This window comes from Rhizobium sp. FG113, from assembly GCF_057809895.1.
In genome coordinates, this window is record NZ_JBMDKV010000002.1 from 1 (window position 1) to 17,443 (window position 17,443).

A 17,443-nucleotide genomic window follows, 5' to 3' on the forward strand; every position below is an offset into this window, starting at 1 on the left:
GAGTCGGTCGCTGCCAGGTCTGCTAAACGCAACATAAAATCTTCTCTGATCGAAACTTCGGCCCAGCCGAAAACATCGGGCCGCGCAAGCGGCCTTTTGCTTTTGCTGGTTCGAACATACAGAATGAAACTTAGACGCACCTGGCGTATAATGGTGCGTCCCTTACAGGAACAAAACCCAAAGGGTTTTGCACTTGGCGCGGGGTGGAGCAGCCCGGTAGCTCGTCAGGCTCATAACCTGAAGGCCGCAGGTTCAAATCCTGCCCCCGCAACCAAACTTTCTTTCCAACAAAGACAAAATATCTAGACCTGAACGGACACGATTGTATCGACCGACACCGTTCCCTCGACCACGCCTCGGCGTAAATCCCGCCGGCCGTGCTCGATCTCGATCACCGTATAGAGCTTGTCGTCGCGAAACGCGCTCGCCTGCGATGTCGTCACGTCTTCGGCGGGTGATGCGTCGACTTCCATGAAATCAAGCTCCCGGGACGCGGCAACGATGCGCGCGTCGCCGGTGGTGCGAGCGGCAACGGTAATGACGCCATGGCTGGGAGAATTGACCCAGCGCGGATCGTTGGGCGAGGCGATCGGTTCCAGCCGGTAGATGTTCATCGCTTCACCGGCTCCGACATCGGGCGCGCCCAGTTGCGCCGCATCGGCGATCTGCGCCTGGCTTTCCACGGACCGTCCGAACCGGTTCGACGTGGTTGCAGTGTTGGCGGCATCCTCGCCCGTTCGCACGACATTGGACATTGCTCGTCCTCCTCGACCTTGCATGTTCCTGATCATGACATGTTGCTGATCATGTATCGGAAAACGAACATCGTGCGATGTCGTTCCAATATCGGTGAGGATGGCGGCGCTCAGTTGCCGGTGGAGATCAGGGACTGCTGCTGGAGATCGCCCTGCAGCGTCTGATCGGCCGTGGCCGGCTTCTTCTTCTGCGGATGCATCATCGGCGCCTCGATGATCGTCGCCGGGACCGCCACCGCGGTGGCCGCCACGGTACCGATATTGGTCACCGTCCCCCCAACCACCGCCGTGATGCCCTGGCCGAGCGTGACATTGCTGTCGGTGAGCGGCTGGCCGGTCATCAGGCGTTGGCCGATCAATTGCACGATCTCGGGGCTCTCGGCGAACTTGCCGTGGTTCAGCCGGTCGTTGCTGTTGACCTTGGTGAGGTCGATCGCGGTGATGCCAGCCTCTTCCAGCTTGGTGCGATAGGGTTCGACCGTTGGGTCGATCGCGCCCAGGCGCGAAACGCGGCCGGTGATGAAGCTCGAGAAAGCCAGCGCCCGGTCGTCCTGCGACACGAAGATCGTGAACTTCGGGCGCGGCGTGCCCATCTCGGCATATTGCTTGGCGAAGACCTGGATGTCGATATCGGGCGAGGCCAGGATGACGTCGCGGATCTTGCTGTTCAGATGCCCGTCGCGAATGCCCATCTGACGCAGCGATTCCATCGTCAGCCACGTGCCCATCGAATGCGCGAGAATGGTGATGTCCTTGACATTGGGATCGTTGACCAGCGTCCGCAGCGCCTGTTCCAGCGCCGTCCGGGAATAGTTGGTGCTTTCCTTGTCGTATTCATAAGCGGTGATCTGCGCGCGCGACGGCCAAGTGAAGAGGATCGGCGTGGCGTCCATGCCGCTGTCGTTGACGATCTGCGCCAGGCGGAAGACCGAATCCTCGTACTTATTGTTGAAGCCGTGGATGAAGACCAGCGCGTGGCCGTTGTGCATGTGCTGGCTGAGCCAGGCGCGGCCTTCCTTCACAGTGCCGATCTGCTGGACGCCGGTGACGGCGAAGTCGGTGGCCGGGTTCGGCGGCAGGCGCTTCGGCCACTGCACGGTGCCAGATTTGCGGTTCGGCGGAATGGAGACTTCAACGGCTGTCAGCGATGGCTTGGGACTGCGCTCGCCGTTAAACAGCGTCGCCGGATCGCCCGAGGGTTCGCGTGTGGTCGCGACCAGCATGTCGACGCGGGTCGTCTTCGGGGTTGCCGCCGTCAGCGCCACGGGCGTCATCACGCCGCTTGGGTGGCCACAACTGGTCAGCAGCAGCATGACAACGAGAAACCGTACGCGCATGAACCCCTCCGGTCTGATAGAGGCACCATAGAGCAACTCGCGCCGGAGGGAAGCCCGCAAGACTACGCAACGGCCACAGTATGGTGCCTGAGCATGTGATGATATGCGCGCTGTTGCAGGACTCACACGCTTTGCGGGAGGCGGGCGGCCACGATAACGGTCGTGGCCGCCCTTATATCAGCGCTCGATATGGTAGCAGGCGGCCGTCTGGCCGGGCCTGACCTCTTCGCTCGGTGGCATCTCGGTTCGACAGATGTCGGTCGCCTTCCAGCAGCGCGGGGAGAAGACGCAGCCCTTTGGCGGGTTCAGCGGCGATGGCGGATCACCCTGCAGTCGGATGCGCTGGCGCCCGCGCGCCAGTTTCGGATCCGGGATCGGTGCCGCTGAAAACAGCGCCTGCGTATAGGGATGCGCCGGCCTGTCGAACACCGTCGCGCAGTCGCCGGCTTCGACGACCTTTCCGAGATAAAGCACCAGCACGTCGTCGGAGATCAGCCGAACGACCGAGAGGTCGTGGCTGATGAAGATCAACGTCAGGCCGAACTCCTTGCGCAGCTTGCGCAGAAGCGTGATCACCTGGCCCTGGATCGACACGTCGAGGGCCGAGACCGGCTCGTCGCAGATGATCAGCTTCGGCCGTGTTATCACGGCCCGGGCAATGCCGATGCGCTGCGCCTGCCCGCCCGAGAACTCGTGCGGATAACGGTTGATCATCTCGGGCACGAGGCCGACGGCGGCCATGATCTCCTGCACTCGCTCGGCGCGCTGAGCGCGGTTGAGCTTCGGTTCGAACACGGTCAGAGGCTCGGCGATGATGTCGCCAACCGTCATGCGCGGGTCGAGCGACGCGATCGGATCCTGGAAGATGATCTGCATGTCGCGTCGCGCCGCCCGCATCTCCTCGTCCGAGAGGTCGAGCAGGTTGCGGCCCTGCCAGAGGATGCGGCCCTTCTGCGCCTTCAGGAGCCTGAGGATCGAGCGCCCGAGGGTCGACTTGCCGCAGCCCGATTCCCCGACGATACCGAGCGTACGGCCCTCGCTGAGATCGAAGCTGACATTGTTGACTGCCGTCAGCGTCAGCGGCGGCTTGAAGAAGCCCTTGGAGGGCACGTCGAATTGGGTCGTCAGGTTCTCGACCCTGAGAAGTGATCGTTCAGCCATTGGTCAGAACCTCCTCGAGGCGTGGAAAGGCATGGAAGCAGGCCGCGAGATGGCGCGGCGCCTGCACGTCGAGGCGTGGCGCGGCGTCGATGCAGTCGTTCTGCACGAGCGGACAGCGCGGCGAGAAGCTGCATCCTCTAGGCAGATGCTGCAGGTTCGGCGGCCTACCGGGAATGACGGCGAGCTGGTCGACATCCTGGTCCGGGCGCGGGATCGAGGCGTGCAGTGCTGCCGTATAGGGGTGCGCCGGGTTCTCGAAAAGCTCGTCCACCGGTGCTTCCTCGACGATGCGCCCGGCATACATGACGGCCACCCGGTCGGCGAGACCGGCGACGACGCCGAGATCGTGGGTAATCATCACAAGCGCCGTGTTCATCTCGGCCGTCAGATCGTTGAAGAGATCAAGGATCTGCGCCTGGATCGTCACGTCGAGCGCGGTGGTCGGCTCGTCGGCGATCAGGAGCTTCGGCTTCGTCAGCAGCGCCATGGCAATGACAATGCGCTGGCGCATGCCGCCGGATAGCTCGTGCGGATAGAGATTGAAGCGTCTGGATGGGTCGGGGATCCCCACGCGCTTCAGCATGTCGAGCGCCTCGGCAGAGGCCGCGCGCGCGGTAAAGCCGCGATGCACTTCCAGCTGCTCCGTCAGCTGTCGGGAGATCTTGAGCGAGGGATTGAGCGCGGTCATGGGGTCCTGAAACACCATGGCCATATCCTTGCCGCGCACATGATCGAGCTCGCGCGGTTTCAGCGCCAGCACGTCGCGCCCTTCGAGAAGCGCCTGCCCGCTGGTCCGGCCGTTCTTCGCCAGCAATCCCATGATCCCGAGAAAGGTCTGGCTCTTGCCCGAGCCGCTCTCGCCGACGATCGCGATGCGCTCGCCGCGCTTGACGGTGAGGTTCATGTTGGAAACGGCCTTCACCTCGCCCTCGGGCGTGCGAAAGCTGATCGAGTAGTCCTTCAGTTCCAGAAGGGTGTCGTTCTTGATGTCTTTTTGCATGTCAGCGATCCCTTCAACGGTCCCTTGGGTCGAATGCATCGCGCAGCCCATCGCCGATGAACAGCAGGCTGAGCAGCAGGGCGACGAGGAAGCCGGCCGGGAAGACGAGCAGCCAGGGCATGCTCTCCATGGCATCGGTGCCCTCGGAGATCAGCGTTCCCAATGAGGTCAGAGGCTCCTGCACGCCGAAGCCGAGATAGGAGAGAAAGCTCTCCGTCGCGATGATTTCGGGCACGGTCAGCGCCGCGAAGATGACGACAGGACCGACGAGATTGGGAATGATGTGCCGGGTAATGATCTTCAGCGGCTTTTGGCCGGAGGCACGCGCCGCCTCGATGAATTCGCGCTGCTTCAGCGACAGCGTCTGCCCACGCACGATGCGCGCCATGGTCAGCCACTCCAGCGCGCCGATCGCGGCGAAGAGCAGATAGACATTGCGGCCGAAGATCACCATCAGCAGGATGACGAAGAGGATGTAGGGAAAGGCGTACATGATGTCGACGAAGCGCATCATGACGGCATCCACACGTCCACCCATATAGCCGGAGATGGCGCCATAGAGCACGCCGATAACGACGGAGACAAGCGTCGCCGTCAGTGCCACGGCCAGCGATACGCGGGTGCCGTAAAGCACGCGGGCAAGCAGGTCGCGGCCATTCGGGTCGGTCCCGAAATAATGGCCGTCGGCGAAGGAAGGCGGCGAGCGGAAGGCGGCCCAATCCGGATCTTCATAGCCGAAGGGAATGAGGTAGGGGCCGATAAAGGCGACAAGCACGAGCAGCGTCAGAACGATGATCGAGGCCACGGCCGCCTTGTTGCGACAGAGGCGTCGCAGCGCGTCGCGGGTGAGCGACCGGCTGACGGGGCTGAGACCCTCGGCCTCCAGCAGTTCGGCGGCGAGCAGCTCTCTCTTTGCGGGGTTGAGGATCATCGGTTTCTCACTTTCGGATCGAGCCAGGCATAGGCGATGTCGACGAGAAGGTTCAGGAACACGATCAGCACCATGTAGAAAATGACCGTGCCGAGAACCATGCCGTAGTCGCGGTTCAATGCGGCGTTGACGAAGTAGCGGCCGATACCGGGCAGGCCGAAGACGCTTTCGACGACCAGCGAGCCGGTCAAGAGATAGCTGGCCGCCGGGCCGAGATAGGAGACGACGGGCATCATCGCCGGCCGCAGCGCATGGCGCATGACGGTCAGCCGCGGGCCGATGCCCTTGGCCTTGGCGGTGCGAATGAAGTTTTGTCCCATCACCTCGATCATGGACCCTCGGGTAATGCGCGAGATGCGGCCGGCATGCGGCAGCGCCAAAACGACCACGGGCAGCACAAGGAATTTGAGCGATCCATTGCCCCAGCCGCCGACAGGCAGCCACTGCAGGTGAATGCCGAAGACCAGCTGCAGGATCGGCGCGATCAGGAAGTTCGGCAACACGACGCCCACCAGGATCAGCGCGCCCAGAATATAATCCGGCGCCTTGTTCTGGTAGAGCGCCCCAAGACAGCCGACGGCGACGCCGATGATGATCGCGAGCAGAAAGGCCGCGGTACCGATGATGAAGGTGTAGGGCAGGCCGATCATGATCTGCTGCGCGACGGTGAAGTCCTCGGACGCGAAAGAGGGACCGAGATCGCCCTTCAAGAGATCGCCGACGTAATAGAGATATTGCAGGATCAGCGGCTTATCGAGATTGTAGTGGGCCGCCAGATTCTGGAGGATCACGGGTGGCAACGGCCTTTCGCCATCGAACGGCCCGCCAGGGGCCAGTCTCAGAACGAAGAAGCAGGCTGTCACGGCGATCCACATAACTGGGATCGTCGACAGCAATCGACGGAATGCATAATTGATCATGGTGGTGACGGTCTTTCCTGCGCCGGGTCTTTCGCATCATCGCGACCAGTCGAAACTGGTTCGGGCGGATGCGAAGGCAATAGTGTGGGACAAGACCCCTCCCAACCCTCCCCACAAGGGGGAGGGCTTAACCCAGCCGATCCGCCGAAGCGTGATTGGGGCAGGGTTGGCGCGGCAGGTCTTCTCCCCCCTTGTGGGGGAGATGGCCGGCAGGCCAGAGAGGGTCTTTCTCAAGGTGCAATCACCCCCGGGCAGGGTGAAGACAATGCCTCTCTTTATTCCTTGATGGACAGCCAGCGGGTACGGTGGATGTCCTGGATGTTGTCGACGAAGCCTTCGATCTTCGGCGAGACCACGTTCTTGGAAACGTAGTAGTAGATCGGCAACGCGGCGCTGTCGTCGAGTGCGATCTGCTCGGCCTTCTTGAACATTTCCGCCCGCTTCGTCAGATCGGTTTCGGCATTGCCGTCCTTGATCAGCTTGTCGTAGTCGGCATTCGACCAGCGGCCATAGTTCATCTGCACGCCGGTGACGAGCAGGTTCAGGAAGTTGTCCGGATCGTTGTAGTCGGCGAGCCAGCCGGCGCGGCCAACCTGCACGTCGCCGCGCTGCAGCTGGTCGTAATGCACCTTGGTTTCGGCGTTGATGAGTTCGACATTCACGCCGAGCGGCTTCCACATGGCGGCGATCGCAACGGCGATGCGCTTGTGGTTGTCGTTCGTGTTGTACTTGAGCTGCAGGGTGAGCGGCTTGTCGGGTCCGAACCCGGCTTCCGTCAAGAGCTTCTTGGCCTCTTCGACCTTCTGCTTGTAAGGCTCATCCTTCCAGGAGATGTAGGCCGGCTCGCCGTAATTGGCGGTGCCCGGCGGCACCCAGGAGTAAGCCGGCAGTTCGCCGGTGCCGAGGATCTGCGGTCCGATGACCTCGCGGTTGATCGCCATGGAGAGCGCCTGGCGTACACGCTTGTCGGCGGTCGGGCCCTTCTGCGAGTTGATGACGTAGTAGTAGAGGCCGGAGAACGGCGCGACATGCGCCTGGCCCGGCAGGTTCTTCTTCATCCACTCATACTGGTCGGTCGGGAAGTCGGTGAGGATGTCGAATTCGCCGGCGCGGTAGCGCTTCAGCGCGGCTTCCTGGTCTTCAAGCACGAAGAACTTGGCGCCATCGATCTTGACGTTCGCGGCATCCCAATACTTGTCGTTCTTCTTGGTCGTGACGTGCGAGCCTGGAATCCATTCCGTCGGCGTGTATGGACCGTTGGTGACGATGTTGCCGATCTTCACCCAATCGGCGCCCTTGGCGTCCACGACGTGCTTGGGAAGCGGATAGGCCGTGTAGTGCATCAGCGCGTTGAGGAAGTAGGGGGTCGGGTTTTCAAGCGTGATCTCGAGCGTCTTGTCGTCGATCGCCTTGACGCCCAGCTGGTTGAAATCGGTGATCTCGCCCTTGTTGATCTTCTCGGCGTTCTTGATGGTGAACTGCAGATAGGCGTAGTCGGCGGCGTTCTTCGGGTCCATCAGGCGCTGGAAGGCGAACACGAAGTCGCCTGCGGTCACCGGGTGGCCATCGGACCACTGGATGCCTTCGCGCAGCTTGAAGGTATAGACCTTGCGGTCGTCCGAGATCGTCCAGCTCGCGGCCTGGCCTGCGACAGGATTGTCATGCGCATCCTCGGTCACCAGACCTTCGAAGATGTCGCCGGCAATGCGGTTTTCCCAGTCGCCGGAGAGCTTCTGTGGATCCAGCGATTGCGGGTCACCGCCATTGTGAATGTTGATCGTCGCCGCGTGGGCGGAGAATGCCAGCAGCGAGCCAAGCACTGCGGAGGCAAGAATTTTCTTTGTGGGGAAGTTCATGTGGGGGCCCACCTTTCTAGGCTTTTTAGCGCCTTTTATTCGTCGTTGTTCCCTTGGTGACCTGTTACGTGCAAGTCAACGCGCAACCTATCGTAAAGGTCGGCCGTTGCAAGCCCCAAAACGAAAGCTGCGAATAGCGGGGAAAACCGGGTGAAAAGACTGCTTATTAGCCGGTTAAAAGTCGATATATCGCGCCCGTCATAGCGTCGGCACGAAAGATTACCCTCGTCTTCGCCGGTATCTGAATGGCGAGAACTACAATCAGTGATTGAAAGTGGATTCGTTGCGGTAGCAGCATGCCTGGGTTCAAATCTGTCGCCGATGCGATAGATTATTTCGCGTTTTCAAGGGGGCCAAATAACCGCCGGCGACGCGGCGATCTTGTCCTGCAAGTTGAGAGCGCGCCACAAAGCCGCATTTATTCCACCGATCCCCTTCATCTCCGCCCGCCGGGCGCTATCATCTCAACCGGAATCAGGGAGATAGAGATGAGCCAGTTGAATTTGCCGAGCGAGGGTGGCTGCCGCTGCGGTCGCGTGCGATTGAAGATCAGCGCCAAGCCGCTTTTGACCATGGCCTGCCACTGCAACGGCTGCCAGACCATGTCCTCAAGCGCCTATTCGCTGAGCGCCGCGATCCCCTCCGAAGGCTTCGAGATCACCAGCGGCGAACCGGTCATCGGCGGGCTGCACGGCGCCATGTCGCACCACTATTTCTGCCCGCACTGCATGACCTGGATGTTCACGAAAACGGAAGGCATGGAGTGGTTCGTCAACCTGCGCCCAACCATGCTCGACGACGCCAGCTGGTTCACGCCCTTCATCGAGACCTGGACCCGCGAGAAGCTCCCCTTCGCCGAAACCGGCGCGACGCACAGCTACGAGGCGCTGCCGGAGATGCAGGATTACGAAAAGCTGACGAAGGATTATATGGCGAGCACCGTCTAAAAGCCCTGGAAGAGAAAGTCGAGTGCGGCGGTGATGCGGTGGCTTTCCTGCGTGAGATCGGCGACGGCATACCCAAGATCGCTCAGTGGGGCCACGCCGATGAATTGAGTGGCCATCACATAATGTGCGTTGTCGATCGTGAATTGCGGATTGAGCTGACGCACGGTGGTGGTCAGCTCTCTTGGCAATAGCAGCGGCGCCACCATTCGCGTCGTCAGTTCATCAAGTAGGTTCGATTGCAGGTCTAGGACCAATGTCTGTTCATGTCTGAGGCGATAGACATGAAACCGCGCCATCAGAATTGCCGGTACTTGGCCAGAGGCAATCCGTTTTTCTCGACATAAGCGTTGGAAGCCGCGATAGCATCGGCATTTTCGATCCGCCAGAGGCGTTCCCGCTCGGCTTTGACGGCTTTCGCGATGCCGTCTTCAACGGCCTGTGAAATATCGATCTTCAGTTCACGGGCTGCCGCGAGAAGTTCCTCATCGACCGGCAATGTGGTCGGCTTGCGTAGAGATTGCGACATGACAGGTCTCCATCCATGCGCAAATCATAGGCGCATGGATGTCGGCTGAAAAGCCCTCAGTCGTCCTTCATCTTCAGCGCGGCAATGAAGGCTTCCTGCGGAATGTCGACCTTGCCGAACTGCCGCATGCGCTTCTTGCCTTCCTTTTGCTTGTCGAGCAGCTTGCGCTTGCGTGATGCGTCGCCGCCGTAGCACTTGGCGGTCACGTCCTTGCGCATCGCCGAGATCGTCTCGCGGGCAATCACGTTGCCGCCGATCGCAGCCTGGATCGGGATCTTGAACATGTGCCTCGGGATCAGGTCCTTCAGCTTCTCGCACATGTCGCGACCGCGCTTTTCGGCAGCCGTGCGGTGCACGAGCATGGAGAGCGCGTCGACCGGCTCGCCATTGACCATGATCGACATCTTCACGAGGTTGCCCTCGCGGTAATCGGCCAGGTGATAATCGAACGAGGCATAGCCCTTGGAGATAGACTTCAGGCGGTCGTAGAAATCGAACACCACTTCGTTGAGCGGCAGCTCGTAGGTGAGCATTGCGCGCTTGCCGACATAGGTGAGTTCCGTCTGGATGCCGCGGCGATCCTGACAGAGCTTCAGGATACCGCCGAGATAATCGTCAGGCGTCAGGATGGTGGCCTTGATCCAGGGTTCGCGGATCTCGGAAATCTTGACGACGTCGGGCATGTCGGCCGGGTTGTGCAGCTCGCGCTCCGAGCCATCGGTCATCGTCAGCTGATACACGACCGAAGGAGCTGTGGCGATCAGATCGAGATCGAACTCGCGCTCAAGGCGCTCCTGGATGATCTCCAGATGCAGCAGGCCGAGGAAGCCGCAGCGGAAGCCGAAGCCGAGCGCCGCCGAGCTTTCCATTTCGAACGAGAAGGACGCGTCGTTGAGGCGCAGCTTGCCCATGGCAGCGCGCAGATCCTCGAAGTCGGCCGCATCGACAGGGAAGAGACCGCAGAACACGACGGGTTGAGCCGGCTTGAAGCCCGGCAGCGCCGTCGCCGTCGGCTTCTTGTCCTCGGTAATCGTATCGCCGACGCGGGTATCGGCCACTTCCTTGATCGAGCCGGTGAAGAAGCCGATCTCGCCCGGGCCGAGTGAATCCACGGCCAGCATCTTCGGTGTCAAAACGCCGACGCGCTCGACCTGATACTTGGCGTCCGTGCCCATCATGCGGATCGTCATGCCCTTGGAGAGTACGCCGTCCAGAATGCGCACCAGAACCATGACGCCGAGATAGGTGTCGTACCAGCTGTCGACGAGCAGCGCCTTCAGCGGGCCCTTCTCGCCGGCTTCGCTCTTCGGCGCCGGCAGCTGGTGCACGATCGCCTCAAGCACGTCGGGAATGCCGAGACCGGTCTTGGCCGAAATCAGCACGGCCTGGGAAGCGTCGATGCCGATCACTTCCTCGATCTGTTCCTTGATTCGGTCGGGCTCGGCCGCCGGCAGGTCGATCTTGTTGAGGACCGTGACGAGTTCGTGGTTGTTGTCGATCGCCTGATAGACGTTGGCGAGCGTCTGTGCCTCGACACCCTGGGAGGCATCGACGACGAGCAGCGAGCCCTCGCAGGCCGACAGCGAACGCGAGACTTCATAGGCGAAGTCGACGTGGCCGGGCGTGTCGATGAGGTTCAGGATATAGGTTTCGCCGTCATTGGCCTTGTAGTGCAGGCGAACGGTCTGTGCCTTGATGGTGATGCCGCGCTCGCGCTCGATATCCATCGAATCCAGCACCTGCTCCGACATGTCGCGCTCGGCAAGGCCACCGGTCGACTGAATCAGGCGGTCGGCCAGCGTCGACTTGCCGTGGTCGATATGGGCCACGATCGAGAAGTTGCGGATATGGTCGAGGGGCGTGCGGGTCGAATTGGTGCTCATGCGCCGCATATAGCAGCGCATCCCCTTGCCGCAAAGCGGAAAAGCAGGGTTTCGTTTACGATAAGTCGCGCCATCAGGCGGCGAAAATAGCGCTTGATTCCATGATTGAACCATGCATTTCTATTATAGTGGAAATCTGGATCGGATAATGGAACAGGAACTCGAAACCGCGATCGGCATCAGGATTCGCAGGCTGAGAAGCGATAGAAACCTGAAGCTCGACGATCTTGCCACCGCCTCGGGTGTCAGCCGGGCGATGATCTCGCGCATCGAGCGTGGCGAGGCGAGCCCGACCGCAGCCCTGCTCGCCCGCGTCTGCGCCGCCCTCGGCCTGTCGCTCTCGGCCTTCTTCGCGGAAGAGGGCGAGGCCGCGCCGCTGCTGCGTCGGCAGGACCAGCAGGTCTGGCGCGATCCCGAGACCGGCTACATCAGGCGCGCGGTCTCGCCGCCGCGCACCAGTTCCGATGTCGATATCGTCGATGTCGAGTTCCCGGCCGGCGCCCGCGTCAGCTTCCCGCCGCATGCGGCGGCCAGCGGCATGACCCAGCATATCTGGATGTTCGATGGCGAGATGGAGATGACGACAGGCGACAACACCGTGCATCGCCTGCTTCCCGGCGATTGCCTGTTCATGCCCGTGGCCGAAGGCCATGTCTTTCATAATCCCGGCCCGGCGCCGGCCCGCTATTGCGTCGTGCTCGATCGCCGCCGCCACTAATTGATCTCAGGAGCACCCATGACCACCATCCGCCTGCTCGACGCGACAGAGGCGCGCGCCGCGATACCCGATCTTTGCGATGTGCTCGTCGATTGCGTCGAAGGCGGCGCCTCCGTCGGCTTCATGCAGCCCTATACGCGTGAAGACGCCGAACCCTACTGGCAGGCCGTTGCCGAGAGTGTCGCCACCGGAGCCACCCTGCTTTTCGCGGCCGAGATTGAGGGCAAGGTGCTCGGCACCGTGCAGATCGGCGCCGCCCAGATGCCGAACCAGCCCCACCGTGCCGATCTGAAGAAGCTCCTCGTCCATCGCGCCGCCCGCGGCAAGGGCCTGGCGCGCCTTTTGATGCGCGCCGCCGAAGCGGAAGCCGCGCGCCGCGGCAAGACCATTCTCGTGCTGGATACCGCGACCGGCAGCGATGCCGAGGCGATCTATCCGCGATTGGGCTGGGAGCGCGTCGGCGTCATCCCGGATTACGCCTTGTGGCCGGAAGGCGGCTTTTGCGCCTCGACCTTCTTCTACAAGCGCATTGCCTGATCTCGGGCAGGCCCGGCGATCTCAGCCCTTCTTCAGCCGGGGATCGTCGAGCGCGGGATTATAGAACAGCGACAGCGTCAGGCTCCTTGCGATCCGCTCGGCCGTCGCCATGAACCAGGCCTTCGCCTCGTCGGAGGGAGCGATATCGTCAAGCGTCGCGGAAAACAGCGCCAGCCATTGCGGAAAGAGCTCCGGCGTCATGTTGGCCACGCCGACATGCGCCTGCACCGGCTTGCCGCCGTAAGCGCCGCTGCGAAAGGCGACGGATGACCAGAAGCTCTTCATCTTCTCCATATGCTCCGGCCACCGCCCGGAAAGCCTGGCGTCAAACACCGGCCCAAGCGTGGGATGTGCAAGGACACGCCCATAAAACGTCTCGACCAGACGATCGATAAACGCCGCATCGACCCCCATGCCCGCCATCTCCGCCTCGGCCCGCTCCTTGATCGCCGCCGAATGCGCCGCCCGTCCCTGTATCTCGCTATCCATCGCAAAATCCGTTCCGCCGCTTCTTGCGGCATGCCTCATATAAGCGCTTGCCGGCTGCCGCGAAAGCCGCTGCGACGCAATGCCCTCGCCGTGAATGATGCGGCTCCTCGAGCGAGGGAATGTCGGAGATGATGCTAGTATTGACGATCAACCACTTATACAAAATCCAGGCGCTGATTTTCCCCGCCTCGAAAACCCCGCCCTACACTATCGGCGTCCCGTCATCGGATGCACCGGCAGGCGTGCCGGCGAGGCGGGATCGGCGCGGAGCGTGAGGGTGAGACGCAAAACCTTACGATCCGGGTCCGCGGAAAATGATCTCCCTCCGGTGACGGCGGTTTCCCTCGCAAGAGGGGGCCGAGTTGAGCCCGGACGTGCCTGTGAGGCACACATGGTCTCGCCGCGAAGTTGGGCGAGAAGGCAGAGAGATCGGAGTCGCGGACAAAAACCGCCGAACGGGGCGCTGGGAAGCGCCATATCTTACTTACTCAATCGAGGTGATTTCCAGCGCCCCGTCCGAGTGAAGTTTGCAGGGTGGAGACACGGGTGAGAGCCTCGTGGGGTTTTGGCGTGGCTAGATGTGATGATCGAGGTTGTGCCGTGTGTTACCCCCCTCTGCCCTGCCGGGCATCTCCCCCACAAGGGGGGAGATCGACCCGTGGCTTGCTTGTCGCCAAACAATGAAGGTGGAGCGAGCGGCCGCGCCCAGCCAATCTCCCCACCTGTGGGGGAGATGCCCGGCAGGGCAGAGGGGGGTATCCCACGGCACGACGCTCAATACCTGATCGCGACACCGCAGACCGCTAACACTCATTCCGCGCTACACATTCGCAAGCCTCACACTCCCCAACCACCCCCACCCTTGCCATCCGCGCCCATAGCGCTTAGCTCTCAGCCGTCACGAATCCGGATAAAGCATGCCCCACAAGGTTTCCCTGTCCCGTCTCAAGCTCACCGACTTTCGCAATTATGCGTCGGCCGGTTTGCAGCTGGATGGCCGGCATGTGGTGTTGGTGGGGGATAACGGGGCCGGCAAGACCAATCTCATGGAGGCGGTGTCGTTTCTGTCGCCGGGCCGGGGCATGCGTCGCGCCACCTATGGCGATGTCACCCGTGTGGGCGCCCATGGCGGCTTCACGATCTTCGCGGCCCTCGACGGCATGGACGGCGAGGTCGAGATCGGCACCGGGGTCGACGGCAACGACGAGAGCACGTCGCGGCGGCTCCGCATCAACGGCACGCCGGCCAAGACCGCCGATGAGCTCACCGATCACCTGCGCCTTCTCTGGCTGACGCCGTCGATGGACGGCCTTTTCACCGGCGGCTCGTCCGAGCGTCGGCGCTTTCTCGATCGCCTCGTGCTGTCGCTCGATCCCGCCCATGGCCGCCGCGCCGGAGATTTCGAGCGCGCCATGCGCAGTCGCAACAAGCTACTCGACGAGCGCCGCTTCGATCCCTCCTGGCTCTCGGGCATCGAGGAGCAGATGGCAACGCTCGGCATTGCGATGGCCATGGCCCGCCAGGAGATGCTGGGCCTCCTCGTCCGCCTGATCGAGGAGACGCGCGAGACCTCGCCGTTCCCCTCGGCCTCGCTCGATCTCGCCGGCTTCATGGATGGCCAGTTCGATCGTCCCGCTGTCGATCTCGAGGATGAATACGCGGCACAGCTCGCCGAAAGCCGCTACCGCGACGCCGCCGCCGGCCGAACGCTGGAGGGCCCGCACCGCGCCGACCTGCTCGTCCGCCACCGCGACAAGCGCATGGAAGCGGCGCGCTGCTCGACTGGCGAGCAGAAGGCGCTGCTGGTCGGCCTCATCATGGCGCACGCCCGCCTCGTCGCCAATCTCACCGGCCACGCGCCGATCCTGCTGCTGGACGAGATCGCCGCTCATCTCGACGAAAACAGGCGCGCAGCACTTTTCGATCTGATCGACGCGCTCGGCGGCCAGGCCTTCATGACCGGCACCGACCGGTCGATGTTCGCAGCACTCGGCGATCGGGCTCAGTTCTTCACCGTTGCCGATGGAAAGATATTCGAATGACCGACACTTTCCCCGCCGCCAAAGGCCATGCTAGCATCGCGCCCATGGAACCGTTGAGCCCGGAAGAAATCGCCCGCTACCAGCGCCACATCCTGCTGCCGGAGATCGGCGGCGCCGGCCAGCAGAAGCTGAAGGCGGCGCGCGTGCTTGTCATCGGCGCCGGCGGCCTCGGCGCTCCCATCCTGCAATATCTCGCGGCAGCCGGCGTCGGCACGCTCGGCATTTCAGACGACGACCGTGTGTCGCTCTCTAATCTGCAGCGCCAGGTCATCCACGATTCCGGCACGATCGGCGAATTGAAGACGGAAAGTGCCGCCTTTGCCATCGCCAGGCTCAATCCGCATGTCCGCGTCATCCGCTTCGAGGAACGCTTCTCCGCAGACAGCGCCCGCCGGCATCTCTCGGGCTTCGATCTCGTCATCGACGGCTCGGACAATTTCGACACCCGCTACACCGCTGCCGATGCGGCGGAAACGGCAAGGCTGCCGCTGGTAACCGGCGCTGTCGGCCGCTTCGATGGCTCGGTGACCGTGCTGAAGCCCTATGAGACATCGGCCGATGGCGCGCTCAACCCGGCTTACCGCGACCTCTTCCCGGAAAAGCCGCCGGAGGGCCTGATCCCCGTCTGCGCCGAGACCGGCGTGATCGGCGCTCTGACTGGCGTCATCGGCACGCTGATGGCGATGGAGGCGATCAAGGTGATCACCGGCACCGGCGAGCCGCTGGTCGGCCGGCTGTTGCTCTATGATGCGCTGTCGGCGCGCTTCGATACCATCCGCTACAAGCGCCGCCGTCCGAAGCCGACCCCGGCAGCATGATCATCCTGCGCCTCGCTTCCGATTTCGCGCGCTGGGATGAGCTTCTCGCGCTCATCCTGTCGTCTTTCGCTTACATGAACCACCGCATCGACCCGCCATCCTCGGCGCTCGGATTGACGGTCGAATCGCTGGCCGCCAAGGCGCAAGCCGAGATCGCCTATGTCGTGATCGAAGATGGCGCGCTTGTCGGCTGCATCTTCCTGCGGCCGGAGGCGGATTGCCTCTATGTCGGCAAGCTGGCGGTAGCGCCGGCTTCCGAACGGCGCGGCATCGGTCGGAAACTACTTGGTATTGCCGAGGACACGGCGCGCACACTCTCGCTGCCGGCGCTGCGGTTGGAAACGCGCATCGAGCTCACCGAAAACCACGCGGTCTTCGGCCGCTGGGGCTTCGAGAAGACCGCCGAGAACGCCCATCCGGGCTTCACCCGCACCACATCTATCGAGATGCGCAAGCGTCTCGCGTCTTAACGTCCCGGCAGCACCCGGTTCGGCGGGCGGTGGCCGTCCATGAAGGCGCGGATGTTGATGATCACCTTGTCGCCCATGTCGATCCGACCCTCGATCGTGGCCGAGCTCATATGCGGCAGAAGCACCACCTTGCCCTCGTTGGCGAGCTTGATCAGCTTCGGATTGACCGCCGGCTCGTTCTCGAACACGTCGAGCCCGGCGCCGGCAAGCTTGCCTTCCCTGAGCGACTTGATCAGCGCTGCCTCGTCGATCACGTCGCCGCGCGCCGTGTTGACGAGATAGGCCGTCGGCTGCAGCAGCGCCAGGCGCCGTGCGGAAAGCAGATGGAAGGTCGCCGGCGTCGACGGGCAGTTGACCGAGACGATGTCGACGCGCGCCAGCATCTGGTCGAGGCTTTCCCAATAGGTCGCCTCAAGCTCGTCTTCCGTCGTCGCCGTCACCCGCTTGCGGTTGTGATAGTGGATGGAGAGGCCGAAGGCCTTGGCGCGGCGGGCAACGGCGGTGCCGATCCGGCCCATGCCGACAATGCCGATCCGCTTGCCGTGAATGCGTCGTCCGAGCATCCAGGTCGGCGACCATCCGGCCCATTCGCCGGGCCGGTCGGTCAGCACGCGCGCACCTTCGCCAAGTCGGCGCGGCACGGCGAGGATCAGCGCCATCGTCATGTCGGCGGTATCCTCGGTGAGCACGTTGGGTGTGTTGGTGACGGTAATCCCCTTGCGGGCGGCTGCCTCCACGTCGATGTGGTCGGTGCCGTTGGAGAAGCTGGCGATCAGCTTCAGTTGCGGCCCCGCCTCGTCGATCAGCGCTGCGTCGATCCGGTCGGTCACTGTCGGCACCAGCACGTCGGCGCTCTTCATCGCAGCAGCCAGCTGTGCTGCGGTGCGCGGCGTGTCGTCGATATTGAGCTCGGCGTCGAACAATTCGCGCATGCGCGTTTCGACGGCATCCGGCAGCTTGCGGGTAATGTAGACCTTCGTTTTTTTCTTTGTCGTCATATCCTGGAGCTGCTGCCTTGTTCAGAGGTCCTTAACCAAGACGCGGGATAATTTT

Annotated in this window: 18 protein-coding genes and 1 tRNA gene; 7 read left to right on the forward strand and 12 right to left on the reverse strand. The window is 62.5% G+C overall.

What is annotated here, in order from left to right:
• Positions 1-197 precede the first annotated feature (197 nt).
• Positions 198-274 (forward strand) — tRNA-Met (locus ACODTZ_RS07010).
• A gap of 28 nt (positions 275-302) precedes the next feature.
• Here the strand turns inward: ACODTZ_RS07010 and ACODTZ_RS07015 are convergent.
• From ACODTZ_RS07015 to ACODTZ_RS07045, 7 genes are all read right to left on the reverse strand, one after another.
• A complete protein-coding gene (locus tag ACODTZ_RS07015; RefSeq protein ID WP_489024842.1) occupies positions 303-755 on the reverse strand; it encodes a hypothetical protein in 453 nt (150 codons plus the stop codon).
• Positions 756-865: 110 nt separating this feature from the next.
• Positions 866-2,092, reverse strand: coding sequence for an alpha/beta hydrolase (locus ACODTZ_RS07020; RefSeq protein WP_489024843.1), 1,227 nt, complete (start codon positions 2,090-2,092; stop codon positions 866-868).
• A 177-nt stretch (positions 2,093-2,269) separates the two neighbouring features.
• On the reverse strand, positions 2,270-3,253 hold the full coding sequence (locus ACODTZ_RS07025; RefSeq protein ID WP_489024844.1) for an ABC transporter ATP-binding protein: 984 nt from the start codon (positions 3,251-3,253) through the stop codon (positions 2,270-2,272).
• Positions 3,246-4,253 (reverse strand): ABC transporter ATP-binding protein, encoded by a 1,008-nt coding sequence (locus ACODTZ_RS07030; RefSeq protein ID WP_489024846.1) that lies wholly within the window; start codon positions 4,251-4,253, stop codon positions 3,246-3,248. The genes ACODTZ_RS07025 and ACODTZ_RS07030 overlap by 8 nt, the downstream gene beginning before the upstream one ends.
• A gap of 13 nt (positions 4,254-4,266) precedes the next feature.
• A complete protein-coding gene (locus ACODTZ_RS07035) occupies positions 4,267-5,184 on the reverse strand; it encodes an ABC transporter permease (RefSeq protein ID WP_047506491.1) in 918 nt (305 codons plus the stop codon).
• On the reverse strand, positions 5,181-6,104 hold the full coding sequence (locus ACODTZ_RS07040) for an ABC transporter permease subunit (protein WP_112983149.1): 924 nt from the start codon (positions 6,102-6,104) through the stop codon (positions 5,181-5,183). Before ACODTZ_RS07040 ends, ACODTZ_RS07035 begins: the two co-directional genes overlap by 4 nt.
• Before the next feature lie 275 nt (positions 6,105-6,379).
• Positions 6,380-7,960, reverse strand: coding sequence for a peptide ABC transporter substrate-binding protein (locus tag ACODTZ_RS07045; RefSeq protein WP_489024848.1), 1,581 nt, complete (start codon positions 7,958-7,960; stop codon positions 6,380-6,382).
• Positions 7,961-8,448: 488 nt separating this feature from the next.
• On the opposite strand from ACODTZ_RS07045, the gene ACODTZ_RS07050 reads away from it, so the two are divergent.
• Positions 8,449-8,907 carry a GFA family protein gene (locus ACODTZ_RS07050; RefSeq protein ID WP_489024850.1) on the forward strand — a complete coding sequence of 153 codons (459 nt, stop codon included), beginning with the start codon at positions 8,449-8,451 and terminating at the stop codon, positions 8,905-8,907.
• On the opposite strand, the gene ACODTZ_RS07055 is transcribed toward ACODTZ_RS07050, so the two are convergent.
• Genes ACODTZ_RS07055 through lepA form a run of 3 tightly spaced genes read right to left on the reverse strand, consistent with a single transcriptional unit; the run spans position 8,904 to position 11,325 of the window.
• Positions 8,904-9,203, reverse strand: coding sequence for a CcdB family protein (locus tag ACODTZ_RS07055; RefSeq protein WP_489024852.1), 300 nt, complete (start codon positions 9,201-9,203; stop codon positions 8,904-8,906). The genes ACODTZ_RS07050 and ACODTZ_RS07055 overlap by 4 nt on opposite strands.
• Positions 9,203-9,433, reverse strand: coding sequence for a type II toxin-antitoxin system CcdA family antitoxin (locus ACODTZ_RS07060; RefSeq protein ID WP_489024853.1), 231 nt, complete (start codon positions 9,431-9,433; stop codon positions 9,203-9,205). The genes ACODTZ_RS07055 and ACODTZ_RS07060 overlap by 1 nt, the downstream gene beginning before the upstream one ends.
• A 56-nt stretch (positions 9,434-9,489) precedes the next feature.
• Complete coding sequence (lepA, locus tag ACODTZ_RS07065; protein WP_026283110.1) at positions 9,490-11,325, reverse strand: translation elongation factor 4; 1,836 nt, start codon at positions 11,323-11,325, stop codon at positions 9,490-9,492.
• A 139-nt stretch (positions 11,326-11,464) separates the two neighbouring features.
• Here lepA and ACODTZ_RS07070 point away from each other — a divergent pair, with 139 nt between their 5' ends.
• Positions 11,465-12,034 (forward strand): helix-turn-helix domain-containing protein, encoded by a 570-nt coding sequence (locus tag ACODTZ_RS07070; protein ID WP_489024856.1) that lies wholly within the window; start codon positions 11,465-11,467, stop codon positions 12,032-12,034.
• Between the two features lie 18 nt (positions 12,035-12,052).
• Positions 12,053-12,571: a GNAT family N-acetyltransferase gene (locus tag ACODTZ_RS07075; protein ID WP_489024858.1), complete on the forward strand. Its 519-nt coding sequence runs from the start codon at positions 12,053-12,055 to the stop codon at positions 12,569-12,571.
• 21 nt (positions 12,572-12,592) lie between these two features.
• Here the strand turns inward: ACODTZ_RS07075 and ACODTZ_RS07080 are convergent, their stop codons facing one another.
• The gene (locus tag ACODTZ_RS07080) at positions 12,593-13,060 is read right to left on the reverse strand and encodes a group III truncated hemoglobin (RefSeq protein ID WP_489024860.1); all 468 of its coding nucleotides are present in this window, start codon (positions 13,058-13,060) and stop codon (positions 12,593-12,595) included.
• 917 nt (positions 13,061-13,977) lie between these two features.
• Here ACODTZ_RS07080 and recF point away from each other — a divergent pair.
• The 3 genes from recF to ACODTZ_RS07095 are packed head-to-tail and all read left to right on the forward strand — an operon-like array spanning position 13,978 to position 16,390.
• Positions 13,978-15,102, forward strand: coding sequence for a DNA replication/repair protein RecF (recF, locus tag ACODTZ_RS07085; RefSeq protein WP_489024862.1), 1,125 nt, complete (start codon positions 13,978-13,980; stop codon positions 15,100-15,102).
• Positions 15,099-15,920, forward strand: coding sequence for a molybdopterin-synthase adenylyltransferase MoeB (locus ACODTZ_RS07090; protein WP_489024864.1), 822 nt, complete (start codon positions 15,099-15,101; stop codon positions 15,918-15,920). Before recF ends, ACODTZ_RS07090 begins: the two co-directional genes overlap by 4 nt.
• Positions 15,917-16,390 carry a GNAT family N-acetyltransferase gene (locus ACODTZ_RS07095; RefSeq protein ID WP_489024866.1) on the forward strand — a complete coding sequence of 158 codons (474 nt, stop codon included), beginning with the start codon at positions 15,917-15,919 and terminating at the stop codon, positions 16,388-16,390. Before ACODTZ_RS07090 ends, ACODTZ_RS07095 begins: the two co-directional genes overlap by 4 nt.
• On the opposite strand, the gene ACODTZ_RS07100 is transcribed toward ACODTZ_RS07095, so the two are convergent.
• A complete protein-coding gene (locus ACODTZ_RS07100) occupies positions 16,387-17,388 on the reverse strand; it encodes a 2-hydroxyacid dehydrogenase (RefSeq protein ID WP_047506511.1) in 1,002 nt (333 codons plus the stop codon). The genes ACODTZ_RS07095 and ACODTZ_RS07100 overlap by 4 nt on opposite strands.
• Positions 17,389-17,443 lie beyond the last annotated feature (55 nt).